This window comes from Aeromicrobium sp. CF4.19 (assembly GCF_051262555.1).
Lineage (GTDB): Bacteria > Actinomycetota > Actinomycetes > Propionibacteriales > Nocardioidaceae > Aeromicrobium.
Genome location: NZ_JBIMEU010000001.1, coordinates 770,622 through 796,560 on the forward strand (window position 1 = coordinate 770,622; position 25,939 = coordinate 796,560).

Here is a 25,939-nt window from a genome sequence, read left to right on the forward strand (position 1 = left end):
CCTCTCTCAGTAGCCCAGCAGCTTGGCGGCGAGGTCCTTCATGACCTCGGTGGCACCGCCGCCGATGCCGAGGATGCGGGCGTCGCGGTAGTGGCGGTCGATCTCGGACTCGCGCATGTAGCCCATCCCGCCGAAGACCTGCACGGCCTCGTGGACGACGTGCTCGACGGCGGCGACGGAGACGTTCTTGGCCACCACGGCGTCGAGGATGAGCGAGGGGTCGGTGCGCGGCGTCTGGAGCGCGCGCTCAACGGCGTCGCGGGTCAGGGCCCGGGCGGCAGCGGTGCGCGAGTGCATCTCGACGAGCTTGTGCCGGATCACCTGGCGGGTGACGAGCGGCTTGCCGAACGTGTCGCGCTCGCGGGCGTAGGCGGTGGCGAGGTCGAGCGCGCGCTGCGCCGTGCCGTAGGCCTGGACCGCCAGCCCCAGCCGCTCGCCCACGAACTGCTGCATGACGAGGTAGAAGCCACCGTTCTCCTCGCCGACGAGGTTCTCCGCCGGCACCCGCACGTCGTCGAAGGACAGCTCGGCGGTGTCGGAGCAGTGCCAGCCCATCTTGCGCAGGCTCCTGCTGACGGTGAACCCAGGCGAGTCCTTGTCAATGACGAGCAGGCTGATGCCACCGTGCCCGTCGTCGCCGGTCCGGACGGCCGTCGTCACGAAGTCGGAACGGACGCCGGAGGTGATGAAGGTCTTGGCGCCGTTGACGACGTAGTGGTCGCCGTCGCGCACCGCTCGCGTCCGGAGGTTCGCGACGTCGGACCCGCCGCCGGGCTCCGTCACGCCCAGGGCGCCGATCATCTCTCCGGCCAACGTCGGGCGGACGTAGCGGTCGACGAGGTCGACGTTCCCGGTGTCGATGATGTGCGGCAGCGCGATGCTGTGCGTGTAGAGGCTGGCCTGCAGACCGGTCGAGCCGCCGGCCGCGAGCATCGCCTCGGTGACGACGCACGCGTCGAGCAGGTCGCCGCCCGCGCCTCCGACCTCCTCGGGGTAGCCCACGGCGAGGAAACCCGCCTTGGCCGTCGTGGCGTGCAGCTCGCGCGGGAGCTGTCCGTCGTCTTCCCACTGCGCCAGGTGCGGCACGACCTCCCGCTGCGTGAACTGCTCCACCGCCGCGCGCAGCGCCTGTCGCTCAGGCGTGCACCACAGGGTGCTCATGCGGTCTCCTCCAGCAGCTCGGCGGGGATGTCGACGTCGCGGGCCCGGAGCCACTCACCGAGGGCCTTGGCCTGCGGGTCCAGCCGGGTCGACGACGCGACGCCCTCGCCGAGCAGCCCGTGGACCACGACGTTGACGCCGCCGAGGTTCGGCAGCGGGTGCACGTCGACGTCCAGCTCGCTCGCCTCCGGCAGGAGGATCCGCACCCGATCCGGCGTCAGCTCGGCCAGCAGCCAGGCGACCGCGCGTTCACGCTGCGGGTGTGCGGCGGGCACCCAGACACCGATGTTGGCGTCGCCGCCCTTGTCGCCCGAGCGCGCGTGCACGAGGGTGCCGAAGGGAACCCGCAGGGTCGCGGAGTCGCCGAGTGGCGCAGACCCGTCCCCGAGTGGCGCAAGATCGCGATTCTGGACGGCGTGTCGTCGCGAATCTGCGCCACTCCCCCGCAAGCGGGAGGTGCCCCCAGCCGGGGACCCGAGGGGGGTGACGGCGGGCGGGGGGACGTCCTCGCGACGACCGTCGGCGTGCACGACGACGTGCGGCACGTCGGCCTGCGGCACGTACCCGGCGCGATAGACGCCGAACGGGGTGGCCGCGGCCGGGGGGCGAGTCAGCGTGTAGCCGGGATACGACGCCAGGGCCAGCTGCACCGCGACGTCGCTGAACGCACGCCCGACCGGGTCCGGTTCGGCGCTCTTGACGTGGCAGCGCAGGATCGAGGTGGCGGCGGCCTGCGACGGCGGGTCGACGACGTCGGTACGGTCCAGCGACCACACGACCTCGTCCGGCGGTGACTGCGCCAGCCCGGCCTCGACCTGCCGGCGCACCCAGGCCGCCTTGGCGTCGATGTCCAGGCCGGTCAGCAGCAGCTCGACGCTGTTGCGGAAGCCGCCGAGGCCGTTGAGGCACACCTTGGTGGTGGCCGGCGGCGCACTGCCCCGGACCCCTGCGATTCGCACCCCGTCCTGCCCGTCAGGACCCTGTCCGGACGACAGCTCGATGGTGTCGAGGTGGGCGACGACGTCAGGGTTGAGATAGGTCGGGCCCTGGATCTCATAGACGAGCTGGGCGGTGACCGTGTCGACGGTGACCGCTCCCCCGGTGCGGGCGGGCTTGGTGATGACCGACGAGCCGTCGGCCGCGATGTGCGCCACGGGAAAGCCGAGAGGCTGCGTGACGTCGAGGTCGGTGAACCCGCTGAAGTTGCCACCGGTGGCCTGCGTGCCGCACTCGATGACGTGCCCGGCCACGAGCGCGCCGGCGAGGGCGTCGTGGTCCTCCCGACCCCAGCCGTGCGCCCAGATCGCCGGGCCCATCACCACCGAGGCGTCGGTGACCCGGCCGGTCACCACCACGTCGGCCCCTCCCTTCAGGGCCGACGCGATGCCGAACGCGCCGAGGTAGGCGTTCGCGGTGAGCACGCCCCCGCTGTGTCCACTGCTCTGGGCGAGCTCCTCGGCCCGCTCGCGCAGGTCGTCCCCCTCGACGTGCGCGACTGCGAGGTCGACGCCCTGCTCGGTCGCGATCTCCCGCAGACGTTCCGCCAGCCCGGCAGGGTTGAGGCCACCGGCGTTGGCGACGATCCGCACGCCACGCTCCTTGGCCAGCGTCATGCAGTCCGTCATCTGGCGCACGAAGGTCTTGGCGTAGCCCAGCGACGGGTCCTTCATCCGATCCTTGCCGAGGATGAGCATCGTCAGCTCGGCGAGGTAGTCACCCGTCAGCACGTCGAGCGGCTCGGGCGCCTCCAGCATCTCGCGCATCGCGGAGAGACGGTCGCCGTAGTAGCCGGAGCAGTTGCCCACACGAATCGTCACGGCACGAGCATGCACCTCGGATCAACAAACAGTCAAGCCTGCTTGTTTATGGGTCTGAGGATCAGCACGGTCAGGATGGTGGTCAGGCACACCACGTACACCGGGAACGCGTACGTCGCCGGGGTCCAGTCCTGGATGGTCAGGAGCGCGATGGTCCCGTTCACCCCTGACAGGACGTAGACCGCGGACTTCTCCGACGCCGGTGTCCGCCAGGCCTTGCGGATGGTCGGCACGGCGGCCGCGGCATCCGCTGCCACGGCGAGCAGGATGGCCGTCGACGCGTCACCGAGGCCCTGCCAGACGACCACCGCCACCACCGCGAGGGAGCCGCACCACAGGTCGAACGGCGTGAGTCGCCAGACGCTGAGCGGGTTGACGAAGGAGGCGACGAACACCATGAGAGGACCGACGCCGATCGACAGGGTCAGCACCGCCGGCAGGCCCACTCCCTCGTCCACCTGCGCCAGGAACCCGACCACCGGTACGGCGCCCCACAGGAACCAGGACACGCGATTCGGTCGCGTCCTGCCCTGCACGGTGAGCCACGCGTGGCGTCCGCTGCCGACCAGCGAGAAGACGGCACCGAGGAAGACGAAGGCGGGATCGATCATCGTCGGACCGACCATCCGCCCACGCGCCTCGCCACGGCCTGAGCATGGCCTCGAACCGGGCGCCGTTCAAGCCAGCCGGGCCGAGACCACGAAACGTCGGACCGTCCACCTACGTTCCTACCCATGACCTTCGCCAACGCCGGCTCGCTCGGCACCGCCCCCGGACGACGCGACGAGCTCGTCGCCCACCTGACCCGCCGGTCCGACGCCCTGGCTGCGATCGGCTGCCTCGCCTACGAGGTCGGAGTCAACCACGACCACCCCGACACCGTGTTCGTCCTGGAGCTCTGGACGTCCGAGCAGGCCCACCGCGCCTCGCTCGAGCTGCCCGAGGTGCAGGAGTCCATCGCCACCGCCATGCCCCTGCTGTCCGGGGAGATGGGCGGCTTCCACTTCGACGTCGCGGGCTCCCCGCTGCGCGACTGAGCAGGGTTCAGCGGTCGGCGAGCCGCTTCGGGTCGCTGCCCGGCAGGCCGGCAAAGGCCTGCACGATGGTCAGCCAGTGCGCGGCGTGCTCACCCTCGGCGTGCACGTCGACGTCGTCGGGGTGCCGTCGCCTCGTGGCCAGCAGGGCGAAGTCGTGGCCGGATCCGGTGACCCGCTCGGGGGCATCCGCCGGTCCCCATGTCCAGACGTCGCCCGAGGGCGCGGTGAGGGCGACATGGACGTCGACGCCCGGCGCCTCCTGGCCGCGCACGAGGTAGGCGAAGCCGCGCGTGCGGACGCCGATGTGGCACACGTGCCGGCAGCGGTCGGTCTGCGGCACGGCGACGTCCAGGGCCTCGGCCACGTCGTGGGAGTGCGCCCACGTCTCCATGACACGGGCCGTGGCCATCGACGTCGGGCTCATCGGCGGCCCGAACCAGGGAACCTTCTCGCCCTCGGGCACGGCACGCAGCGCCTCGGCCAGCCGGGCGCGACCGGCGCGCCACTGCTCCAGCAGCTCAGCCGCCGGCTTGGCCGCCCACTGCGCCGCCGCATCATCGACGAAGCCGGTGGGGTTGGCGGCAGCGGCCTTCATGCCCTCGCCGAAGGACGGGTCATGCGTCACTGCGGCCAGTGACGCCTCGTCTGTCCAGGCCAGGTGTCCCACCTGGTGGGCGACGGTCCAGCCCTCGGGCGTGGTGACCGTGGCCCACTGGGCATCATCGAGCGGGGCGACCCAGCTCTCCAGCTGCTCGCTCTCGACGGCCAGGTCGGCCAGGACGTCGTCCAGGGTCGTCATGAGTGCTCCAGCTCGCTCTCGAGGGTCGCCGCCCAGGCGTCGAGGATCGCGTCACGACGGGCGGTGTCGTCACTCAGCGAGGCCGCGAGGCCGAGGCCGCGCAGGAGGTCGAGGGTCGCCTGGACGAGGGCACGGTTGCTGCCGCGGGACTCGTCGACGTCCAGCAGCTTCAGCGCGTGCGAGTGCGTCTCTCGGCCCATGCGGCGCTCCAGCGGCGCCACGGCACGCTGCAGCTCGGCGTCCGTCCGCGCGGCCACCCACAGCTCCAGGGCGGCGAAGAAGACCGGCGAGGTGAACTGCGCCGCGAGGATGTCGAGGACGGCGCGGGTCCGGCCCTGCGCCGGCAGCTCACCTGCGACCCGGGTGAGCTCGTCGCGACGCCGCTCCGTGAGGTGCTCCACGGCCGCGACAACGAGAGCCTGCTTGGTCGGGAAGTGGTGCAGCTGCGCTCCCCGGCTCACGCCGGCGCGCTGGCTCACGACCGTCGTCGACGTCCCGGACCATCCCAGCTCCACGAGGCACTCGATCGTCGCCTCCAGCAGGCGCTGCCGCATCGCGGCGGTGCGCTCGGCCTGGGGCGTACGGGCGGTCGTCACCTGATCATGATGGAGCCGTCGGCCAAAAACCGTCAAGTCTGCTTGTTTTTGCGGTCGCGGACTGTTCACTCCACCTGGTGAGACGCAGGGCGGAAAAAGGGTACGCGGGGGTTCCACATGCTGCTACCTTTCCTTCATTCTCGTCGGTCTTCTCGACCGTCACCATCCATCGGGAGGACCCCCCTCGTGCGCCGTATCCTGTTCGTTCCCATCCTGGCCCTGATGGCGGTGTTCTTCGTCGCCGCGCCGGCCAACGCCGCCACCGTCGATGAGTTCACGCTCGACGGAGGCGCCGCCGACTTCACCGCCCAGGTGGGCGATTCCGTCGAGTACTCGATCACGGCTTCGTCCGTCGGTGAGTTCGACCTGTTCGCCGACGGCGACGCTGCCGACAACCCGGGAGTCTCCGGCTGGAGCGGCAACTTCGGTGGCGGCAGCGGCGGTGACGGCTTCGGCTTCACCGGTTCCGTGACGTTCGACGAGCCCGGCACCTACACCTTCCAGGTCCGTGCCGAGGAGGAGGGCGAGGCGGACGGCTTCTCCGACGAGATCACCGTCACTGTCGAAGAGGCCGACGAAGTGCCGCCCACGGAGATCCCCGCACCCGAGATCACCTTCCCCGACGAGTGCACCGTCGTCCTGCCCGAGACCGAGAACGTCAGCTACGGCGTCGGCACCGGCCAGTCCGGTGGCGAAATCGACGACACCGGCGACGTCAACCTCGCTGACTACTACAACCTGGGCGAGCCCGTCACCTTCTACGCCATCGCGGATGAGGGCTTCACGTTCCCCGAGGACGCACAGACTGCTTACGAGGTCACCCCGTCACAGGACTGCTTCCCGCAGCTCGTCGAGGCCGAGGCCATCTGCCAGGGCGTGACGTTCACCAACACCACCGACGACACGCTCTTCGTGCAGTACGGCGACGTCACCGAGGAGAACGCCGATGAGACGTTCGAGCTCGCCGCCGGAGCCGATCGAACGGTCAGCACCGACCGCGACTTGGTCTACTACCTCTCTGACCGCGAAGGGGATGAGCAGACGGCCCCGGACCAGCAGGGCTTCGTCGAGGTCGAGCAGGACTGCACGCCGGCCAGCGCCGGTGCGGATCACCCGACGGTCGCTCCGGCCGCCGGTGCAGGTGACGCCTCCAGCGCCGGTGCCACCGGCGCCCTGGCCGTCGCCGCGCTGATCGGCATGGGCCTGCTGGGCGCACGTCGTCTGCGTGCCGCCGCGTGACCCAGCAGTGAAGAAGAACCTCCTTGCGACGATCACCGCCGCGGCCCTCGTGGCCGCGGCGGTGTTCGTCAACCTGCCCGAGGACGAGCCCGGCCGCGGAGAGCCCGAAGCCGTCGCCGCTGCTCCCAGCCCGTCGCCCGAGCCGGCACGGGACATGGCCGACGGCCCGGTGGGCACTCCCGAACGGCTCGAGATCACGTCGCTGGACGTCGACGCGCCCGTGATGGCCGTCGGCAGCACGCCGGACAACGCCCAGGAGGTGCCGGCCGCGCTCGACGAGACCGGCTGGTGGCGTGACGGGGCCGTGCCGGGCGCGTCCGGCAACGCGGTGATCGTCGGGCACACCGCTTCCTCCGACGACGGCGTCTTCGACCCGCTCGTGGACATCGAGGAGGGCGACGAGGTCATCGTCACCGGCGAGGACGGCTCACTCGCCTTCGACGTCGTGCGCAGCGAGGTCGTGCCCGTCGCGGACTTCGGGACCGTCGCGGCCGACATCTACCGCACCGAGGGCGACAGCGGCCTGGTGCTGATGACGTGCGGCGACTGGAACGGCGAGGAGTTCGAGACCACCGTCATCGTGCACGCCGAGCCCGCCTGACGACCCTTGCCGGGTCAGGACGCCTGGAAGAACCAGCGGCGGCGAGAGTCGCGACCGGAGGTCTCCAGCTCGACGTCGATGACGTCGTCACCGACGTCGCGCGGCTCCTCGACGAGCTCGCCCTCCAGCGGCTCCTCGTGGGTCGGCGACTGATCCTCACCGTGCAGGGCCGGCTCGCCCACCGCCCGCCGGGCGAAGTCGGCCGCCAGCTTGAGCGCCTGCCGGCTCTCGGGCAGGGCGTCGGCCATGACGGGGAAGGCGTGCACCTGACCGCGCCACAGGTGGGTCTCCACCTCGACGCCCTGCTCGTTGAGCAGCAGGGCCATCGCCTCGATCTCGGGGCGGAGCATCTCGTCCTCCACCCCGACGAGGAAGGTCGGGGAGTCGATGTGGTCCGTGGCCTCCAGCGGCGAGACGCACCCCTCGATGCGAGATCCCACCGGCAGCCAGCGCTCGCGGATCAGCGCCACCCGACGCACCGGGAGGTAGGCGTCGCGCACGCGGGCCACCCGCTGGACGGTCTCCTTCTCCAGGTCCGGGTCGAGGCTGAGCAACGGGGAGAAGCCCAGCAGCGCGGCCGGCTTCTGCAGCCCACGGCGTGCGGCGAGCTCGGCGACCTTCATGGTCAGGTAGCCACCGGCGGAGTCCCCGGCGACCACGACCTTGGCGGGGTCCTCCGCGATGTCCAGCAGCGCCTCGTAGGCGGCGATCGCGTCCTGCACGGAGTCGGCCACCGAGCCCTCGGGCAGCTGCACGTACTCGACAGAGACCACGACGGCACCCGTGTAGAGCGCGAGCCGTTCGCAGATGCGTCGGTGCGTCTCGATGCCGCAGGAGAAGAACCCGCCCCCGTGCAGGTAGAGCACCGTCATGGCGCTCGTCGGCCCGTACCGGTGCGCCATGGACTCCACGGGCACACCACCGAGCTCGAAGGCGACCGGCTCCACGAAGCGCGAGCGCGGGCCGCGCGCGGAGAGCTTGTCGAACGAGCGCATCGTCAGCAGCGTCCGGTCGTTGAGGGGGGCGAGGTGCAGGATCGGCTTGAAGACGATCCTGGCCATCCGGCCGAGCATCTTGGCCTGCAGGCTGCTGTCCTCGTGGATGACCACGTCCTGGTGGGCGACCCGGAACTCCCGACGCCTGCTCGGCACGTTCACCCGCACCCGGCGACGTGGCTCCGAGGCCGGACGGCGCACGAGCGACGTCAGTCTGCGCCGCAGGGAGTCCCACCACATTCCGCTAGCGTACCGCCGGTATGTGGAGAGGACAACGACGTGCGTCACGTCCTGCCGGGGAGCTGAGCCGTCAGTCGGCCTTGAACCGCGCGTCCACGTCGACGTGGATGACGATGTCGTCCGGCTCCAGGGCCAGCGATCCCGCGGGCGCCTCGGCACTGGCCAGACGGGCCATCGTCACCGGGGGCTCGGACCCGGCACCGTCCAGCATCCCCGGGTCGGAGAGCTCCAGCGCCGTGACGCGACCTCGCCGGACCGCGTCGGCGTAGGCCTGGGCCTTGGTGACTGCGTCGTCGACCGCGGCCTTGCGGACGTCCGCCTCGTAGACACGGCGGTTCTTGGCGGTCACGTCCCACGTCACGCCCTTGACCTCGACGCCGTCGTGGCCGGCCCAGTGCCCGATGAAGCCGCTGAGCCTCTCGAAGTCGCCGAACTCGGCCGTGACGTGCACCCTGACGGTGTGGACGGGCGTGGAGGACTGCTCGTCGCCACGCCACGGCCGATGACTGAAGACCCGCAGCTGGTCGCTGGACCACGCCGTCACGGCCCCTCGCTCGGCGAGGGAGCGCAGCTGGTGGGTCAGCGGCTCCTGCACGGAGACGGCCTCGGCGAGGACGTCGTCCTTGTCCTCGCCCTCGACGGCGGCCGCCAGCTCGACGGTGGCCCGCTCGGCGGCATGGCGCTCCTCGGCCGATCCACGCACGGTGATCTGCAAGCTCATGCGACCACGTCCTCAGAAGAACCACGGTAGGAGCGTGCTCGCATTGGGGGTCCCTCCCAGTACGGAGCGCAGCGCAGTACTTGGGGGCGGTCCTCATTGTTCACTCGCTGTCGCTCGCTCATGACCTCCATCGTGCCCGAGCGCATGGCGCAGCACCGCACGAACCTAGGATTGAGCCATGGTGACCCGCGCTGACCTCGAGGTCCGCACCCTCGGCCCCTGCACCGTCGAGTCCCCGCTCGCGCACTACGTGGGAGGACGGGCCACCAACGAGTACTACGTCGGTGAGGACGACCGCGTCCTCTACGACGACACGGTGGAGCTGATCAAGCGCCGTGGTGTGCCGCTGGAGGAGCTCCCCACGTTCGAGACGGGGGGCGCACGGCGCAAGATCTACTTCGACCCCGCCACCACCCGTGCCGGGATCGTCACGTGCGGTGGTCTGTGCCCGGGCCTGAACGACGTCATCCGGGCCGTCGTGCTGGAGCTGGCCGAGCACTACGGCGTGCACGACGTGACCGGCTTCCACCACGGCTACGCCGGGTTCATCCCCGGCGCGACACCCGACCCGATCGCTCTGACGCCCGAGATCGTGTCCACCATCAACCAGCGCGGCGGCACCATCCTGGGCACGTCGCGAGGCGCCCAGGACATGTCTCGCGTCGCCGACCGGCTCGTCGAGCTGGAGATCGACATGCTCTTCGTCGTCGGCGGCGACGGGTCGATGCGCGGCGCCCACCTGCTCACCGACGAGCTGCGGCGACGCGACCTGCCGATCGCCGTCGTCGGCGTGCCCAAGACCATCGACAACGACATCCCCCACATCGGCCAGAGCTTCGGCTTCGCGACCGCGTTCGGCAAGGCGGCCGAGTCCATCGAGTCCGCCCGCATCGAGGTGGAGGCCGCGATGGGTGGTGTCGGGCTCGTGCAGGTCATGGGCCGGCACGCCGGCTTCATCGCCTGCTACGCCGCCCTGGCCAACCACGACGCTGACTTCGTGCTGATCCCTGAGGTCGAGTTCGGGCTCGGGGGCGAGCGTGGGCTGCTCGCCCTGCTGGAGGAGCGCGTGCGCGAGCGGGGCAATGCCGTCGTCGTGCTCGCCGAGGGCGCGGGACAGGGCCTGCTGGAGGCGAGCGAGCGCACCGACGCCTCGGGCAACGCCGTCCTGAGCGACATCGCCGGACACCTGCGGGAGCAGATCTCGACCCACTTCCAACGGGTGGGCCTGCCGCTGACGATGCGCTTCTTCAGCCCCGGCTACCAGATCCGGTCTGTGCCGGCCGATGCCTCGGATTCCGTCTACTGTGCCCGTCTGGCCCAGACGGCCGTCCATGCCGCGATGGCTGGACGGACCGACCTCGTGGTCGGCCGGCGGCGCCACCGCTTCGTGCACGTGCCGATCCCCCTGGTGACTCGCGGCTCGCACAGCGTCTCCCCCGACGGCGACCTGTGGCTCAGCGTCCTGGAGTCCACGGCGCAGCCGTTCACGATGGCCTGAGCGGCCTGCCGGTTTACCGCCAGCTCCGCGCCACCGGCGGGACGGTCCGCATCGCGAGACGTCCGTGCACCGGTGCGAAACGGTGCGACCGTGGAGTCCCCCCGTTCCCCGCACCCCAGGAGCCACGATGAGCGAGAACTGGTCCTTCGAGACCAAGCAGATCCACGCCGGCCAGGTGCCGGACCCCACCACCGGCGCCCGCGCGCTGCCGATCTACCAGACGACGTCCTACCAGTTCCGCGACACCCAGCACGCCGCTGACCTGTTCAGCCTCGCCGAGCCGGGCAACATCTACACGCGCATCATGAACCCGACGCAGGACACCGTCGAGCAGCGTCTCGCCGCGCTCGAGGGCGGCGTGGGCGCGCTCCTGTTCGCCTCCGGGCAGGCCGCCACCACCGGTGCGCTGACCAACGTGGCCGAGGCCGGCGACCACGTCGTCGCCTCCGCCAGCCTCTACGGCGGCACCGACGCCCTGCTGCGCCACACGTTCCCGAAGCTGGGCATCCAGGTCACGTTCGTCGAGGACAACAACAACCCCGAGGCGTGGCGCGCCGCGACGCAGGACAACACGAAGGTGTTCTTCGGCGAGACCATCGGCAACCCCAAGGGCGACGTCCTCGACCTCGAGGCCGTCGCGGCGGTCGCCAAGGAGGTCGGCGTCCCGTTCATGGTGGACAACACCGTGGCCACGCCGTTCCTGCTCAACCCGCTCAAGCACGGCGTCGACACGGTGATCCACTCGGCCACCAAGTACATCGGCGGCCACGGCACGACGGTCGCCGGCGTCGTCATCGACGGCGGCACGTTCGACTACGCCGCCCACGGCGACAAGTACCCCGGCTTCACGACCCCGGACGAGAGCTACCACGGTCTCGTGTTCGCCGACGCCCTCGGCCCGGCCGCCTTCATCGCCAAGCTGCGCGTGCAGTACCTGCGCAACATCGGCGCGGCGATCTCGCCGTTCAACGCCTTCCTGCTCGCCCAGGGCCTGGAGACGCTGAGCCTGCGCATGGAGCGCCACATCGAGAACACCCGCAAGGTCGCGGAGTGGCTGCAGGCCCGCGAGGACGTCTCGAAGGTCACGTGGGCCAGCCTGGACGGCAACCCCTACAAGGAGCTCGCCGACAAGTACGTCCCGAAGGGTGCCGGCGCCGTCCTGACCTTCGAGCTGCCCGGCGGCGTCGAGGCTGGCAAGGCGTTCATCGACTCGCTGGAGCTGCACAGCCACGTCGCCAACATCGGTGACGTGCGCAGCCTCGCGATCCACCCCGCCAGCACGACGCACTCGCAGGGCACGCCCGAGGAGCACGCCGCGACCGGTGTCACCCCGGGCCTCGTGCGGCTCGCCGTCGGCCTCGAGGGCATCGACGACATCCTCGCCGACCTCGACGCCGGGTTCCGCGCGGCGAAGTGACACAGCCAGATCCCACAGGTCGCCCTCGCGTCACCGGAGCGTGGCGTGAGGGCGATCCTGTCGGGGACCGACGCTTCCTCGACGTGGGGCCGATCGCCCTGGAGAGTGGAGCGACCCTCCCCGACGTCCGCATGGCGTACGAGACCTGGGGCAGCTTCACCGGCGACAACGCGGTCCTGGTGCTGCACGCCCTGACCGGTGACTCCCACGTGCTCGGCCCGGTCGGCCCGGGTCACCTCTCCCCCGGGTGGTGGGACGACGTCGTGGGCCCCGGTCGGGCCATCGACACCGAGCGGTTCTTCGTCGTGGCCGCCAACATCCTCGGCGGGTGCCAGGGGACGACCGGGCCGGCCTCGACGCACCCGGACGGTCGGCCATGGGCGGGCCGCTTCCCCGAGATCACGGTGCGCGACCAGGTGGCCGCGGAGCTCGCCCTCACCGATGCCCTCGGCATCGACCGCTGGCACGGCGTCATCGGCGGCTCGGCCGGAGGGATGCGGGCACTGGAGTGGGCGATCGAGCACCCCGAGCGGGTCGACCGCCTCTTCCTGCTCGCGACGTCCGCGGCGGCCTCGGCCGAGCAGGTGGCGCTGTCGTCGACGCAGCAGGCCGCCATCACCCAGGACCCCCACTTCGCCGGCGGGGACTACCTCGAGAACGAGCGCGGGCCGGCCGACGGGCTCGACCTCGCCCGACGCATCGCGCACATCGCCTACCGCAGCGAGCCCGAGTTGCAGGAGCGATTCGGCCGCGAGGTCCAGCCCGATGGACGCTTCGCCGTCGTGTCCTACCTGGACCACCATGGCGACAAGCTCGTCAGCCGCTTCGACGCGGGGTCCTACCTCGTGCTCACCCGGGCCATGGACGGTCACGACGTCGGTCGGGGCCGTGGCGGCTCGGCCGCGGCCCTCGCCCGGATCACCGCGCGGACGGTGGTGGCCGGCATCGACTCCGACCGGTTGTACCCCGTGCACCAGCAGCAGGAGCTGGCCGGCCTCATCCCGGGCTGCGAGGGCCTCGACGTCGTGAGCTCGCTGCACGGGCACGACGGCTTCCTTGTGGAGGCCGAGCAGGTCGGCACCCTCGCCGCCCGCCTGCTCGACTGAGCACCTCGGCGTCGGCGAGCGGGCGTCAGTAGCCCAGGGCGTCGATCAGGGCGGTGAGGTGCAGGTCGAAGAACGTGTCCGGCTCGGTGAGCGTGTCCGGACCGTACTGGTGGAACACCTCGAAGGAGACCGCGCCGACGAGCGCCGACCACAGGCCAACCCCCTTGGCCAGGGCCGGCGCGGGGACGGTCAGCCCGAACTCGCGACGCACGCCCTCCATGTCACGTCGGACCGACCGCGGCAACGAGCCGTCCGGTGGGGTCAGGTCGCCGGCGAGCCACGCCTCCTCAAGGAGCCCGAGCAGTACTCCGGGAACGCGGGTGCCGGGCTCGACGGTGCGGTCGGCCGGCGCGGCGTACCCCGGCACCGGGGTGCCGAACAGGAGCGCGAAGCGTGACGGCTCGCGCAGCGACCACGTGCGGAACGCTTGGCAGGCCACCAAGGAGCGCGCCCGGGGTCCACGGCGGGAGGCCGCCGCCACGGCGGCCTCGACCTCGGCCCCGAGGTCGTCGTAGGCATCGACGATGAGCAGGGTCAACAGGGCGTCGCGATCGCGGACATAGCGGTAGATGGCCGAGGGGACGACGCCCAGGTCGCGCGCCACGGCCCGCAGGGAGAGGTCTCCCGGCGGGCCGGTGGCGAGATGCTCGCCACCCACTCGGACGATGTCGCGCATCATCTGCTCGCGCGCGAGCTGCCGAGGGGTGGGCATGGCGTCACCGTACCGCCCGGTCGCCGGCACCTGGTCGGTCACCGGCGGCGTGCCTCGGCGACGTAGGCAGCGACGTAGGCCAGGGCGGCGGCGATGATGCCCACGGCGAAGGCCGGGTGCATGTCCTTGGTCAGGCTGGGCGCACGGTCGGGGTGCACGGCCCACAGAGCGAGGGGGACGAGGTACGCCACCGCCAGCACTCCCGCCCACGGCCGCAGTCGGCGCAGCCGGTCGTCCTTCAGGACCCCGCGGACCACCAGGGCCACCGGGAGGATCGCGACCATCGCGAATCCGCTCGCGATCATGACGGGGACGAGCAACGCCGGGACGAGCGTCCGTCGCCGACCGGCGCGGTCCCTGCGTGAGCGTCCGGCGTGGCCGGTCCCAGTGGATGTGCCTGCTGCGGACAGTGACGACATGGTGACTTCCTCTCCTGGAGGCGACCGACGGTCGCCGCGAATCGAGAACAGCGTTCTCATAACGATGAGACTGGCGCACTCTCTCGCCCATGTCAAGAGCACTGTTCTCTTATTTTCGATATTCGAGAACGCTGTTCTTGACAACGACTCCACGTCGTCGCATTCTTGAGATAGAGAACATCGTTCACACATTGAGGATGCAGCCATGTCCACACTCGTCATCGGCGCCGGCCAGATCGGTCCGTACGTCGCACGCCACCTCGCCGACTCCGGCGAGTCCGTCACCATCGCCACCCGCTCCGGACGCGGGCCCTCCGGCCTCGCCACCATGACGCTCGACGCCTCCGACGGCGAGGCCCTGCGCCGCGGCCTCGCGGAGATCGACGTCCTCCACCTGTGCCTGCACGCCTCTGCGTACCGCGACGACGTCTGGCGGCGTGAGCTCCCCACGCTGGAGCGGGTCGTGCTCGAGGCCGCGGCGGCCACGGGGACGACCGTCGTGTTCCCCGAGAGCGTCTACGCCTTCGACACGTCGAGCCCGGTCCGGGCAGACTCCCCCTGCGCACCGCGCAGTCCTCTCGGCGAGGTGCGTCGCGAGCTCCTGCAGCAGCGTTCGGAGTCCGCAGCACGTACCGTGAGCGTCGTCGCGGGTGACTTCATCGGCCCCGGCGCAGACCAGTCGCACGCCGGGCCCCGCATGTGGAGGCCGACGCTCGCCGGCAGGGCCGTCCGCCCGGTGGGCGACGTCGACACCGTGCACGCATGGACGTACCTACCGGATCTCGCCGCGACGATGGTCGCGGCAGCGGCCCGGCCGAGCGAGTCCCTCGTCGTCGCCCCGGCCGTCCACGCCACCCAGCGGGAGCTCGTGACCGCGTTCGCGCAGGCCGGCAGCGTGGCGGTCCCGAGCGTCCGGCCCGTCCCGCTGTGGGTCCTGCGTGCCGTCGGAGCGGTCCACCGCGAGACCCGGACCATCGCGCAGACCGGTTACCTCTTCACCGAGCCGCTCGAGCTGGACTTCTCGGCCACGCGTGCCGACCTCGGGGTGGACGCCACGGCGCTCGACGTCGTGGCGACGGCGACCATCCCGGTCTGAGGGGCCCCGCTAGCGTGGAGGCATGCACATCGACCTCACCGGACGCACCGCTCTCGTCACCGGATCGACCCAGGGCATCGGGCTGGCGATCGCCACCGGTCTCGCGCGAGCCGGCGCCCGGGTGGCGGTCAACGGCCGCACGGCCGAGAAGGTGACGAGCGTCGCCGCCACGCTGCGCGAGCAGACCGGGGCGGAGGTGGTCGAGGCGGCGGCGGACGTGACCACGGACGAGGGACTGGCGCTGCTCCTCGACACGCTCCCGCACGTCGACGTCCTCGTGAACAACCTCGGCATCTTCGGGGCCCGACCGGCCCTGGAGATCACCGACGACGAGTGGCGCCGCTTCATGGACGTCAACGTGCTCTCCGCGGTGCGCCTGATCCGCGCCTACCTTCCGGGGATGACCGCGCAGGGCTGGGGGCGCGTCCTGGCCATCTCGAGCGACTCCGCCTTCGTGACGCCGGTCGAGATGATCCACTACGGCACCTCCAAGACCGCTCTCCTGGGCGTCACCCGTGGCTTCGCGAAGGTGGCCTCGGGGACCGGGGTGACCGTGAACTCCGTCATCGCCGGGCCCACGCACACCGAGGGCGTGGAGGAGTTCGCGCGCTCGCTCGTGGGCGACGACCTCCCGTGGGACGAGGCCCAGCGCGTCTTCATGCGCGAGCACCGACCACAGTCCCTCATCGAGCGACTGATCGAGCCCGAGGAGATCGCGAACATGGTGACGTACCTGGCCTCGCCCCTCGCCTCGGCCACGACCGGCGGGGCACTGCGGGTCGACGGCGGCTACGTCGACGCGATCGCGCCCTGAGCGCAGGGGCTAGACGAGCCTGCGGACCACTCCCAGCGGAGCGTGCTTGAGCACCTTGCCCAGCGGAGCCCAGGGCCACGGCGGGACGCTCGCCTCGGCGACCTCCTTGTCGATGAGCCTCACCATGGCGCGCACCCCCGTGACGGTGTCCACCATGAGTCGCTGCTCCTGCTCGTTCATCTCCGAGGCGATGTAGCCGGGGAACAACGTCGTGACCTCGATGTCGAGACCCTTGCGGCCGATGAGGTCCATCCGGATGCCCTCGGCGAGGTGGGCGATGCCGGCCTTCGTGGCGGCGTACGTCGTCATCGACGACGGCAGGCCGCGCATGGCCGAGAGCGAGGAGATGACCACCAGGTGGCCGGTCTTGCGCTCGTAGAAGTGCTGCATCGCAGCCTCGCACTGGGCCAGCGCGGCGACGAAGTTGGTCTCCGCCGTCTCACGGTTGGCGTGGAACGCGCCGGTCCCGACGCGGGCGCCCTTGCCCACGCCGGCGTTGACGATGACGCGGTCCAGCCCTCCGAGGTCCCGGGCGGCCTGCTCGAAGACCGTGAAGACCTGGTCGTGATCGTTCACGTCGAGGGCGTGCACCACGACCTCGACGTCCGGGTGCGCGGCGAGGATCTCGCCGCGCAGCTCCTCCAGCCGGTCGACTCGGCGCGCCGTGAGCGCGAGGTGATGGCCCTTGGCGGCGAGCTGGCGGGCCATCTCGGCTCCCAGCCCGGCGCTCGCACCGGTGATCAGGATGTTCTTGCGCACGTCAGTCCTTTCGCCCCATGCGGACGGCTGCCTTGGCCATCTCACGGTAGTAGAGCGGTCGCAGGAAGCGCTTTGCGGCGTAGGCCACCACGCCCTCACGGTCGGTCAGGATGATGTGGGTGTCCTTCTCGACCTTGCGGAGCACGATGCGGGCGATGTCGTCAGCGGTTCGGCTGGAGCCGTCGATGAGCTTGGCCGCGGCATCGCGGGCGGACGCGTCCTTGCCCCGCAGCGAGGCGGTGAGATTGGTCTTGAAGAACGTCGGGCAGATGACGCTGACCTCGATGCCGAAGGGCCGCAGCTCGTGCAGCAGCGTCTCGCTCAGGGCGACGACGGCCGCCTTCACCGCGTTGTACTCGCTCATCCGGGGCGGGTGCACGAGGCCGGCCGCCGATGCGGTGTTGACGACGTGGCCCGCACCGGCCTCCTTCATGATCGGCACGAAGGTGCGGCAGCCACGGGCGACACCGAGCAGGTTGATGTCCACGATCCACTGCCACTGGTCCATCTCGGTCAGCTCGATGCGGCCGCCTGCCGCGACGCCGGCGTTGTTGAACAGCAGGTCCAGCCCGTCCCACTCCTCCAGCACCCAGTCACGCGTGGAGAGCCAGTCGACGTCGGAGGTGACGTCGAGCGTGCGGTAGGTGACGGCCTCCAGCGCGGCGAGCGAGGCGGGGACCTCGGCGTGCACGTCAGTGGCGAGCACGGTGCACCCGCGCTCAGCCAGCTGCTGGACGAGGGCCAGGCCGAGGCCGGAGGCGGCACCCGTGACGAGGGTGCGGGAACCGGGAGTGATCTTCATAATTCAGATACTACCGGTATCCGAACTGGTCTCAACGGAACGTGACGAGATCGCGCGGCAGGTGGCCGTGCTCGTTGAACGTCAGCAGCCGCGGCCCCGTGGAGCCCACGATCACCGTGGTGACGGAGGAGTTCACGACGACGGCATTGAGCCGGACGAACAGGGAGTCGTCGCCGGTCAGCAGGTGGGAGACGACCAGGCCGATGGGACCGCCGGAGGTGAACACGGCCACCTGCTCACCCTTGCCCGCAGCCCGCTCGATCGCCCGGTCGAGCGCACCGCGCACGGCACCGCTCCACTGCTCGAAGCTCGTCCCGAGCTCGTCCTCGCCCGCCACCCAGCGCCCCAGGGCGGCGTCGAGCAGGGGCTGGAACTCCCGGGGCGTGACCTCCTGCCCGTCGGCTCGTCGGGCGAGGGCGTCCAGCAGGCCGGTGACGTCGTACTCGTCCCACCCGCCGTCGACGTCGTACCCGTCTCCCTGACCGCACGCGTCGATGGTGGCCACCGCCGTCTGGGCATGGCGCTTCAGCGAGCCCGCGACGCAGTGCGCCGGAGCCCAGTCGCCTGCCTCCCAGGCCGTGCCCAGCAGCGATCCCTGCTGCACGCCGAGCGGGGACAGCTGGTCATAGTCCTGCGCGCCCCACGAGGCCTGGCCGTGCCGGATCAGATGCAGTGCGCCCACGCAGTCAACCTAGGACATGTGCCGGGTGGCACCCTCGGCCGGTTGCGGGACGATGGGACGGTGCTGCTCGTCGATCTCGTCTCCACCTCGGCCGCCGTCGCGGCGACCCGTTCGCGGCGCACGAAGACCGAGGCTCTCTCGGCCCTCCTGCGCCGCGCCAAGCCCGACGAGGTCCCTGTCGTCACCGCCTACCTGGCCGGCTCGCTCACCCAACGACGCACAGGCGTGGGCCATCGTTCACTGCGCACGCTGCCCGACCCCGCGACAGCGCCGACGCTCGAGGTGCTCGACGTAGACCGGCGCCTCGAGGAGGTCTCGGCCGTCGCCGGGGCCGGCTCGCAGCAGCGGCGCACGCGCCTCGTGGAGGAGCTGTTCGCGCTCGCCACCGCAGAGGAGCAACGGCACCTCGCCGCCCTCATGACCGGCGAGCTGCGCCAGGGCGCCCTCGAGGGGGTGCTGCTCGACGCCATCGCGCACGCCTCGGGACGTCCTGTCGACTCGGTGCGACGTGCCGCGATGCTGGGCGGAGGGCTCAGCCGCGTGGCCACCGCGGCACTCGCCGGCGACGAGGCCGACTTGGCGGCCTTCCGCCTCGAGCCGGGCCGGGCCGTGCTGCCGATGCTCGCCTCCAGTGCTCCCGACGTCCGCGCCGCCGTCACCAAGGCCGCGCCCGACGGGGAGCTGGTGGCCGTCGACACCAAGCTCGACGGCATCCGGATCCAGGTGCACAAGGTCGACGGCACCGTCACCGTCTTCACCCGCAGCCTGGACGACATCACGTCCCGGGTGCCGGAGGTCGTCGAAGCCGTGGAGTCGCTCGAGGCCGACCCCCTGGTGCTCGACGGGGAGGCCATCGCCCTGGACGAGGGCGGCCGGCCCCGCCCGTTCCAGGAGACCGGATCGCGGACGGCGCAGCGCGGCGACGCCGAGGAGCTCCGCCGCGCAGTACCACTGACCCCGCAGTTCTTCGACGCGCTCCTCATCGGCGAGCAGGACCAGCTCGACGAGCCCGGACACGTCCGCACCGCCCGCCTCGACGCCCTGGCGCCCGAGCACCTGCGGATCCCGCGTCGGGTGACTGACGACCCCGAGGTGGCCGCCGCCTTCTTCGACGAGGCCGTCGCGGCGGGACACGAGGGCGTGGTGGTCAAGTCCCTCGCGGCGCCGTACGCGGCAGGGCGCCGGGGCACCGGCTGGGTCAAGGTCAAGCCCGTGCACACCCTGGACCTGGTGGTCCTGGCCGTGGAGTGGGGCTCCGGACGGCGGACCGGGTGGCTGTCCAACTTGCACCTCGGCGCCCGGGACCCTTCGACGCCCAGTGGCTTCGTCATGCTCGGCAAGACCTTCAAGGGCATGACCGACGAGATGCTCGCCTGGCAGACCGAGCGCTTCCTGGGCCTGGAGACGCACCGGGAGGGCCACGTTGTTCACGTTCGGCCCGAGCAGGTCGTCGAGATCGCGATCGACGGACTGCAGGCCTCGACCCGCTACCCGGGCGGCGTGGCCCTGCGGTTCGCCCGCGTCGTGCGCCACCGCGACGACAAGCCCGCGTCCGAGGCCGACACGATCGACTCCGTGCTGGCCCTGCGGACCTGATGAGCCCTCAGGTCTTGCGGGTGTAGGTCCGCATCGTGAGCGGCCCGAAGATCGCGACCATGACGCCGGAGATGACCAGCACCGTGACGATCGCTCCCCCGTCGACGTCGCCGGTCATCAGGCCCCGGACGGCGACCACGAGGATCGAGATCGGGTTGTTCTCGACCGCGGGCTGCAGCCAGCCCGGCATCGTCTCGATCGGCACGAAGACGTTGGACAGGAACGTCAGCGGGAACATCACCATCATGCTCACGCCCATGACGGCGTTCGGGGTGCGCAGCTTCAAGCCCAGGAGGGTCCAGATCCAGCTGACGCTGAAGCAGAACACCAGCAGCAGCGCGACCGCCGAGACCACACCGACGAAGCCCCCGGGCGGCCGGTAGCCCATCAGCATCGTCACCGTGAGGATGACGGCCGAGGCCATCGTGTAGCGCAGCGTGTCACCGAGCAGCGAGCCGACCATCAGCGAGGGGCGCCACACCGGCAGGGACCGGATGCGGTCGAAGACGCCCTTCTCGATGTCGTTGTTGATCGTCATCGCCGTGTACATCGTGATCATCACGACCGTCTGCACGAGGATGCCGGGGGCGAGGTAGTCGCGGTAGGCGGCCGTGGAGCCGGAGATCGCGCCACCGAAGATGTAGGTGAACATCAGCGTGAACAGGATTGGGAACATCGTGACGTCGAGCAGCTGCTCGGGCACGTGCTTGATCTTCAGCAGCGCACGGTGGGTGAAGGTCAGCGACGACGAGAGCGCCGACGCGGGCTCCGGACGCTCGCCCGAGCCGAGCGCCTCGCGCACCTTGGCATCCATGGAGAGCGTCGTGGTCTGGGTGTCGATGGTCATGCGCTGATCTCCTCGGTGCCGGCCTCGGGGGTGGTCTCGTCGTGGGCGGGCTGGCCGGTGAGAGCGAGGAAGACCTCGTCCAGGCTCGGCTGGCCGAGGGAGAACTCGCCGACCGTGATGCCCTCGGCCCCGAGCCGGACGAGCGCCTCGGGTACCGCACCCGGGTCGTCGACGCTCAGGCTGAGTGCGTAGGGGTCGGACTCGCGCAGGACGTCGGTGTGCAGCGCCCGGCCGAGCAGGTCCGCGGCCCGCTCCCGCTCCGCCGGGTCGGCGAGACGGACGTGCACCGCTCCTGAGCCCACCGACGCCTTGAGCTGGCCGCTCGTGCCCTCGGCGATGACCGTGCCGTGGTCGATCACGGCGATCCGGTCGGCCAGCTGGTCGGCCTCGTCGAGGTACTGCGTCGTGAGCAGGATGGTGGTCCCCGCCGAGACGAGCGCCCGGACGATGGCCCACACCTGGTTGCGACTGCGCGGGTCCAGGCCCGTGGTGGGCTCGTCGAGGAACATCAGCTCGGGCCGCACGACGATGCTCCCGGCGATGTCGATACGCCGACGCATGCCGCCGGAGTACTTCTTGACCTGACGGTCCGCGGCCTCCTCCAGCCCGAAGGCGTCGAGCAGCTGACCGGCGCGCTGCCGGACGGCAGCGCCCTTGAACCCGTACAGGCGGGCGAGCATCTGCAGGTTCTCCAGGCCGGTGAGGTCCTCGTCGAGCGAGGCGAACTGCCCGGTCATCGCCACCTTGGAGCGGACCATGGCGGCCTCGGCGACCACGTCGTGCCCGAGCACGGTGGCCTCGCCGCCGTCGGGCCGCAGCAGCGTGGCGAGCATGCGGATGACGGTGGTCTTCCCGGCCCCGTTGGGCCCGAGGACGCCGTAGACGCCTCCGCTGGGGACGGAGAGGTCGACGCCGTCGACGGCACGGTTGTCACCGAAGACCTTGACCAGACCGCGGGTCTGGATGGCGAAATCGTTCATGCCGGTCACCCTACCCCCATGTTCCGACTAGGAACAAGTGCCAGTTCGGTGACCTCTCGGTGAACACAGCGGACCGCCGGAGCCCGAGGGCTCCGGCGGTCCGGTCGCGCGATCCCCGCGAAGGGAGTCCGTCAGCCGATCAGGCCGGCGGCATCATGACGGCGTCGATCAGGTAGACCGTCGCGTTGGCGGTCTTGACGCCACCGCAGATGACGTTGGCGCCGTCGGGGCCGACGGTGAGCGCGTCGGCCTCGCCCTCGATGCTGAGCTCGGCACCGTTGACCGTCGTGAACGTCTGGCCGGCGATCTCGTCGGGGGTCATCTGACCCTCGACGACGTGGTACGTCAGGACCGAGGAGAGCGTCTCCGCACCCTCGGGCGTCTGCAGCGTGGCCACGGTGTCCTCGGGCAGGGCGGCGAACGCGTCGTCGACCGGCGCGAAGACGGTGAACTCGCCACCGTTGAGGGTGTCGACGAGGTCGACGTCCGGGTTCAGCTCGCCGCTGACGGCGGACACGAGCTGGGTCAGCAGCGGGTTGCCGCCGGCCGCGGTCGCGACGGGCTCCTGGGCCATGCCCTCCACGGAGCCGGCGCCCTCGGGGTTCTCGGCCGCGTAGTCCTCGCAGCCCGGTCCCGCGAGATCGGCGGCGACGTCGTCGGCGCCCTCCTCCTCGGGTGCTTCCTCGGTGGCGGTGTCGGAGCTCGTGTCGTCGTCGCTCGAACCGCAAGCGGCGGTGAACAGAGCCAGCGACGAGACGGCGGCGATGGCAAGAGTCTTGCCGGTCTTGGTCGTACGCATTTCATTCTCCTCTGGTTGGGTTCTTGCTACTCGACGCGGAACTGGACGCTGTGCCAGCCGGTCGTTCCGTCGGGCAGGATGCGAGCCCGCTCGGAAGTCTGTGTCTCGCCCTGGGCGTCGGTCGCCCGGACGGTGACGCTGTGGGTGCCCTCGGTGGCGTCCTGCCACGTCCAGGACCACTGTCGCCAGGTGTTGATGGTGTCCTCGTCGGCGAGCTCGGCGTCCTGCCAGGAACCGTCGTCGATCTGGACCTCCACCCGCTCGATGCCGGTGTCCTGGGCCCACGCCACGCCACCGATGCGGACGTTGTCGCGAGGCAGGGCCGCGAAGGACCGCGGGACGTCGATGCGCGAGGACATCTTGATCGGCGCCTCCGCGGAGTAGCCGCGCGGGGTCCAGTAGGCCTCGAAGTCCTGGAAGCGGCTGACCTCGATGTCCACGAGCCACTTGGTGGCCGAGACGTAGCCGTAGAGGCCGGGCACCACCATCCGCACGGGGAAGCCGTGCTCCAGGGGGAGCGGCTCACCGTTCATGCCGATGGCGATGAGGGACTCACGGTCGTCGGTGAGCGCGTCCAGGGGGGTCCCGATGGTCATGTCGTCGGCACTCCTGCTGAGCACCGCATCGGCACCGTCCTGCACGCCGGCTCGCTCCAGCAGCTCGCTGGTCAGCACGCCGAGCCAGGCGGCGTTGCCGACGTAGGGCCCACCGACCTCGTTGGAGACGCAGGTGAGGGTGATCCGGCGCTCCACGAGGCGTTCGGCGAGCAGGTCGCGGAAGCTCAGGTTGAGCTCGTTGTCGACCATGCCGTGGATGCGCAGGGAGTAGCCCTCGATCGGGACCTGCGGGACCCGCAGGGCCGTGTCGATGCGATAGAAGTCCTTGTTCGGCGTGATGTAGGGGCTGATGCCGTCGACGTCGGCCTGGGCACCGGCCGGGACGGCGGGTGCCGGGTCGGCCGGTCGCGGCAGGCTGACGCTCTCGCGAGCCTCCGCGGCGGCACGGCTGCCGAGGAATCGCCACGCCGCTCCGCCGACGACGATGCCTGCGCTCGTGGCCAGCACCGCCCGCATGAAGGCGCGACGGTCGAAGGTGCCGGGGACGTCGTCGCCGGGCTTGGGTGTCAGCTCCAGGGCGCGGAGCATCACCCCGAGCGCGATCAGGCTGACGGCCAGGGTCACCAGCGCGGGCAGCAGCACCAGGGCTCGCGGCGCGGTCGCGGTGCGGTCCATGGCAGCGGTGACCAGTGCGACCAGCCCGAGGACGGCGGTGAGGGCGAAGGCCACGGGAGGGCGGCGCAGGCCGATGAAGCCCGCCACCGCGGCGAGCAGCAGCAGCGTCACGACCGTGCCGCCGATGAGCACCGCCTTGTCGTTGTCGCCGAACTGCTCGATGGCGAAGTCCTTCAGCCACGGCGGGGTGAGGTCGATGAAGCGGTTGCCGACGGACTCGATCGGCGTCGGCACACCGGTGAAGAGAGCGGCGAGGCCACTGCCGAGCGCCACGCCACAGGTGGCAGCGAGCACGCCCGCGAGGACGCCGGCCCACCACGGCGCGGTGGCGCGGCTCCGAGCCGATCGCTCCGTGCTCTCCGTGGTGGTCATGCCCGTCATTCGCCACACGGGTCCGACCGGATGGGTCGACGACGCGGTTTTCTTCGGCAGGCTGCCATCCCGGGCGTGTCGCGAAGTTACCGGCGCGAAGGTCTTCCCCTGCGATGCCGGGCATTCCTAGGGTGGGCAGATGAGCGCGATCGAGGGAGTCTCGTTCCCGGGTTCCAGCACGTCCGCCACGGCTCGTGCCGTCCTTGCCGACGCCCTGCGCAAGGCGGACCCGGTGGGTGCGCGAGCCGTCGACCAGGAGACGGGGTGGCGTCGTGAGTACCTCGCGCACTTCCGTCGCGCCGTCGAGGCCGGGGTCGGGGATGCCGCCGCCGCGCACTCCATCGCCGAGTCAGGACTGGAGTCCCTGCACCGCCAGCTGCGATTCGAGGACGTCCCCCTCGGTGAGGCCATCGGCGTCTCGTCGCTGCAGCAGGTCTTCCACACCACCACCGCGTCGGGGACCCAGGACCCGGAGACCGAGCTGACCCTCCCCTACCGGGGCGAGAGGCTCCGTGGCCGCCAGGTCGAGCAGCAGCTGCACGACTGGCACGACCGCGGGGTCATCACCCAGTCGTGCGTCGACGCCGCCACCACGGTGCTGGAGCACCCGGAGTGGCTGCGCCTGGACGGTGACGTCGTCGTCGTGCTCGGAGCCGGCGCCGAGATGGGCCCCTACCGTGCACTGCAGCGCTGGGGGGCGCAGGTCGTGGCCGTCGACCTCCCGCACGCGGACGTGCAGGGACGCATCCACGAGGTCGCACAGTCCGGCGCGGGGACCGTGCACGTGCCGTCCCGGATCGTCACCGACGCCGACGCCGACATCGGTGCCGACCTGGTGCGCGAGCTCCCGGCCGTCGCGCACTGGCTGGAGTCCTTCAGCGGGCGCCTCGTGCTGGGAAACTACTGCTACGCCGACGGTGGGCAGCACGTCCGAGTCTCCGCAGCGGCGGACGCCCTCGCCGCGCACCTGCTCGACCGGCGCCCGGACACCGCGCTGGCCTACCTGGCGACACCCACCGACGTGTTCGCCGTGCCGAAGGACGAGGTCGACCGCTCCGAGCTCGCGTACTCCAAGGGCCGGGCTGGTCGCACCGTCCGCAGCACCGTGCGCATGGCCAGCCGGGGGCGGCTCCTGCAGCGCAACTACCCGCCGGGCGCCGACCCCGGGCTGTGCGACGCGCTCGTCCCCCAGCAGGGCCCGAACTACGCGCTGGCCAAGCGGGTGCAGCGCTGGCGCGCCACCGCCGCCCGGCAGGCAGGCGCCACGGTCTCGATGAACGTCGCGCCGTCGACCCGCACCCGCTCGGTGCTCAAGAACCGGGCCCTCGCGGCCGCCTACGCCGGCGCACACCGCTTCGGCGTCGAGGTGTTCGACCCGGCGACGTCCAACACGCTCATGGCCGCGCTGCTCGTGCACGACCTGCGGGCCGATGTCGCACCGCAGCCCGAGCCCTGGCAGGACGAGGCGTTCGCCGCGGCCCACGGCGGCCTGTGGACGGCCGCCTACCACCCCCGCAGCGCCCTCGGCCTGGCCGCCGTCCTGGGCGTCGGCTCCCTGCGCGGCTGAGTCCACGAGGAGCCGAGTACCGGCCCGGGCGGGGT

Annotated in this window: 26 protein-coding genes; 10 read left to right on the forward strand and 16 right to left on the reverse strand. The window is 71.1% G+C overall.

Features of this window, described 5'->3' with window-relative positions; translation table 11 throughout:
• Nucleotides 1–6: 6 nt before the first annotated feature.
• Genes ACHAAC_RS03855 through ACHAAC_RS03865 form a run of 3 tightly spaced genes read right to left on the reverse strand, consistent with a single transcriptional unit; the run spans nt 7 to nt 3,589 of the window.
• On the reverse strand, nt 7–1,161 hold the full coding sequence (locus ACHAAC_RS03855) for an acyl-CoA dehydrogenase family protein (RefSeq protein WP_435714612.1): 1,155 nt from the start codon (nt 1,159–1,161) through the stop codon (nt 7–9).
• Entirely contained in the window at nt 1,158–2,978 is a 1,821-nt protein-coding gene (locus tag ACHAAC_RS03860) for an acyclic terpene utilization AtuA family protein (protein WP_435714613.1), read from the reverse strand. The genes ACHAAC_RS03855 and ACHAAC_RS03860 overlap by 4 nt, the downstream gene beginning before the upstream one ends.
• Nucleotides 2,979–3,010: 32 nt before the next feature.
• The gene (locus ACHAAC_RS03865; RefSeq protein WP_435714614.1) at nt 3,011–3,589 is read right to left on the reverse strand and encodes a hypothetical protein; all 579 of its coding nucleotides are present in this window, start codon (nt 3,587–3,589) and stop codon (nt 3,011–3,013) included.
• A gap of 123 nt (nt 3,590–3,712) precedes the next feature.
• On the opposite strand from ACHAAC_RS03865, the gene ACHAAC_RS03870 reads away from it, so the two are divergent.
• Nucleotides 3,713–4,015, forward strand: coding sequence for a putative quinol monooxygenase (locus ACHAAC_RS03870; RefSeq protein ID WP_435714615.1), 303 nt, complete (start codon nt 3,713–3,715; stop codon nt 4,013–4,015).
• 7 nt (nt 4,016–4,022) lie between these two features.
• Here the strand turns inward: ACHAAC_RS03870 and ACHAAC_RS03875 are convergent, their stop codons facing one another.
• Both ACHAAC_RS03875 and ACHAAC_RS03880 read right to left on the reverse strand, forming a co-directional pair.
• Nucleotides 4,023–4,814 carry a TIGR03084 family metal-binding protein gene (locus tag ACHAAC_RS03875; protein ID WP_435714616.1) on the reverse strand — a complete coding sequence of 264 codons (792 nt, stop codon included), beginning with the start codon at nt 4,812–4,814 and terminating at the stop codon, nt 4,023–4,025.
• On the reverse strand, nt 4,811–5,410 hold the full coding sequence (locus ACHAAC_RS03880) for a TetR/AcrR family transcriptional regulator (RefSeq protein WP_435714617.1): 600 nt from the start codon (nt 5,408–5,410) through the stop codon (nt 4,811–4,813). Before ACHAAC_RS03880 ends, ACHAAC_RS03875 begins: the two co-directional genes overlap by 4 nt.
• 186 nt (nt 5,411–5,596) lie before the next feature.
• Between ACHAAC_RS03880 and ACHAAC_RS03885 the strand changes: the two genes are divergently transcribed.
• Both ACHAAC_RS03885 and ACHAAC_RS03890 read left to right on the forward strand, forming a co-directional pair.
• Nucleotides 5,597–6,649 (forward strand): hypothetical protein, encoded by a 1,053-nt coding sequence (locus ACHAAC_RS03885; protein WP_435714618.1) that lies wholly within the window; start codon nt 5,597–5,599, stop codon nt 6,647–6,649.
• Between the two features lie 7 nt (nt 6,650–6,656).
• On the forward strand, nt 6,657–7,250 hold the full coding sequence (locus tag ACHAAC_RS03890) for a class F sortase (protein WP_435714619.1): 594 nt from the start codon (nt 6,657–6,659) through the stop codon (nt 7,248–7,250).
• Nucleotides 7,251–7,264: 14 nt separating this feature from the next.
• On the opposite strand, the gene ACHAAC_RS03895 is transcribed toward ACHAAC_RS03890, so the two are convergent.
• The gene (locus ACHAAC_RS03895; protein ID WP_435714620.1) at nt 7,265–8,485 is read right to left on the reverse strand and encodes an alpha/beta hydrolase; all 1,221 of its coding nucleotides are present in this window, start codon (nt 8,483–8,485) and stop codon (nt 7,265–7,267) included.
• 70 nt (nt 8,486–8,555) lie between these two features.
• On the reverse strand, nt 8,556–9,206 hold the full coding sequence (locus ACHAAC_RS03900; protein ID WP_435714621.1) for an SIMPL domain-containing protein: 651 nt from the start codon (nt 9,204–9,206) through the stop codon (nt 8,556–8,558).
• A 178-nt stretch (nt 9,207–9,384) separates the two neighbouring features.
• Between ACHAAC_RS03900 and ACHAAC_RS03905 the strand changes: the two genes are divergently transcribed.
• The 3 genes from ACHAAC_RS03905 (at nt 9,385) to metX (ending at nt 13,227) form a co-directional block, all read left to right on the forward strand.
• Entirely contained in the window at nt 9,385–10,704 is a 1,320-nt protein-coding gene (locus ACHAAC_RS03905; RefSeq protein ID WP_435714622.1) for an ATP-dependent 6-phosphofructokinase, read from the forward strand.
• 127 nt (nt 10,705–10,831) lie between these two features.
• On the forward strand, nt 10,832–12,121 hold the full coding sequence (locus ACHAAC_RS03910) for a bifunctional o-acetylhomoserine/o-acetylserine sulfhydrylase (protein WP_435714623.1): 1,290 nt from the start codon (nt 10,832–10,834) through the stop codon (nt 12,119–12,121).
• Nucleotides 12,118–13,227: a homoserine O-acetyltransferase MetX gene (metX, locus tag ACHAAC_RS03915; RefSeq protein ID WP_435714624.1), complete on the forward strand. Its 1,110-nt coding sequence runs from the start codon at nt 12,118–12,120 to the stop codon at nt 13,225–13,227. The genes ACHAAC_RS03910 and metX overlap by 4 nt, the downstream gene beginning before the upstream one ends.
• A gap of 25 nt (nt 13,228–13,252) precedes the next feature.
• Here metX and ACHAAC_RS03920 read toward each other — a convergent pair whose 3' ends face one another.
• Nucleotides 13,253–13,939 carry a TetR/AcrR family transcriptional regulator gene (locus ACHAAC_RS03920; protein ID WP_435714625.1) on the reverse strand — a complete coding sequence of 229 codons (687 nt, stop codon included), beginning with the start codon at nt 13,937–13,939 and terminating at the stop codon, nt 13,253–13,255.
• Nucleotides 13,940–13,977: 38 nt separating this feature from the next.
• Nucleotides 13,978–14,358 (reverse strand): hypothetical protein, encoded by a 381-nt coding sequence (locus tag ACHAAC_RS03925; protein WP_435714626.1) that lies wholly within the window; start codon nt 14,356–14,358, stop codon nt 13,978–13,980.
• Between the two features lie 205 nt (nt 14,359–14,563).
• Here ACHAAC_RS03925 and ACHAAC_RS03930 point away from each other — a divergent pair, with 205 nt between their 5' ends.
• Nucleotides 14,564–15,454, forward strand: coding sequence for an NAD-dependent epimerase/dehydratase family protein (locus ACHAAC_RS03930; protein ID WP_435714627.1), 891 nt, complete (start codon nt 14,564–14,566; stop codon nt 15,452–15,454).
• Nucleotides 15,455–15,476: 22 nt separating this feature from the next.
• Nucleotides 15,477–16,268, forward strand: coding sequence for an SDR family NAD(P)-dependent oxidoreductase (locus ACHAAC_RS03935; protein WP_435714628.1), 792 nt, complete (start codon nt 15,477–15,479; stop codon nt 16,266–16,268).
• Nucleotides 16,269–16,277: 9 nt separating this feature from the next.
• Here the strand turns inward: ACHAAC_RS03935 and ACHAAC_RS03940 are convergent, their stop codons facing one another.
• The 3 genes from ACHAAC_RS03940 to ACHAAC_RS03950 are packed head-to-tail and all read right to left on the reverse strand — an operon-like array spanning nt 16,278 to nt 18,511.
• Entirely contained in the window at nt 16,278–17,027 is a 750-nt protein-coding gene (locus tag ACHAAC_RS03940) for an SDR family oxidoreductase (protein WP_435714629.1), read from the reverse strand.
• Between the two features lies 1 nt (nt 17,028).
• Nucleotides 17,029–17,829 carry an SDR family NAD(P)-dependent oxidoreductase gene (locus ACHAAC_RS03945; RefSeq protein ID WP_435714630.1) on the reverse strand — a complete coding sequence of 267 codons (801 nt, stop codon included), beginning with the start codon at nt 17,827–17,829 and terminating at the stop codon, nt 17,029–17,031.
• A gap of 31 nt (nt 17,830–17,860) precedes the next feature.
• The gene (locus tag ACHAAC_RS03950; protein ID WP_435714631.1) at nt 17,861–18,511 is read right to left on the reverse strand and encodes a histidine phosphatase family protein; all 651 of its coding nucleotides are present in this window, start codon (nt 18,509–18,511) and stop codon (nt 17,861–17,863) included.
• Nucleotides 18,512–18,571: 60 nt separating this feature from the next.
• On the opposite strand from ACHAAC_RS03950, the gene ACHAAC_RS03955 reads away from it, so the two are divergent.
• Complete coding sequence (locus tag ACHAAC_RS03955) at nt 18,572–20,107, forward strand: ATP-dependent DNA ligase (RefSeq protein WP_435714632.1); 1,536 nt, start codon at nt 18,572–18,574, stop codon at nt 20,105–20,107.
• A gap of 7 nt (nt 20,108–20,114) precedes the next feature.
• Here ACHAAC_RS03955 and ACHAAC_RS03960 read toward each other — a convergent pair whose 3' ends face one another.
• The 4 genes from ACHAAC_RS03960 to ACHAAC_RS03975 form a co-directional block, all read right to left on the reverse strand.
• Complete coding sequence (locus ACHAAC_RS03960) at nt 20,115–20,954, reverse strand: ABC transporter permease (protein ID WP_435714633.1); 840 nt, start codon at nt 20,952–20,954, stop codon at nt 20,115–20,117.
• The gene (locus ACHAAC_RS03965) at nt 20,951–21,934 is read right to left on the reverse strand and encodes an ATP-binding cassette domain-containing protein (RefSeq protein WP_435714634.1); all 984 of its coding nucleotides are present in this window, start codon (nt 21,932–21,934) and stop codon (nt 20,951–20,953) included. Before ACHAAC_RS03965 ends, ACHAAC_RS03960 begins: the two co-directional genes overlap by 4 nt.
• A 139-nt stretch (nt 21,935–22,073) precedes the next feature.
• On the reverse strand, nt 22,074–22,733 hold the full coding sequence (locus tag ACHAAC_RS03970) for a fasciclin domain-containing protein (protein WP_435714635.1): 660 nt from the start codon (nt 22,731–22,733) through the stop codon (nt 22,074–22,076).
• A 26-nt stretch (nt 22,734–22,759) separates the two neighbouring features.
• The gene (locus ACHAAC_RS03975; RefSeq protein WP_435714636.1) at nt 22,760–24,337 is read right to left on the reverse strand and encodes a molybdopterin-dependent oxidoreductase; all 1,578 of its coding nucleotides are present in this window, start codon (nt 24,335–24,337) and stop codon (nt 22,760–22,762) included.
• Between the two features lie 139 nt (nt 24,338–24,476).
• Between ACHAAC_RS03975 and ACHAAC_RS03980 the strand changes: the two genes are divergently transcribed.
• The gene (locus tag ACHAAC_RS03980) at nt 24,477–25,904 is read left to right on the forward strand and encodes a hypothetical protein (RefSeq protein WP_435714637.1); all 1,428 of its coding nucleotides are present in this window, start codon (nt 24,477–24,479) and stop codon (nt 25,902–25,904) included.
• The last annotated feature ends 35 nt before the right edge of the window (nt 25,905–25,939 follow it).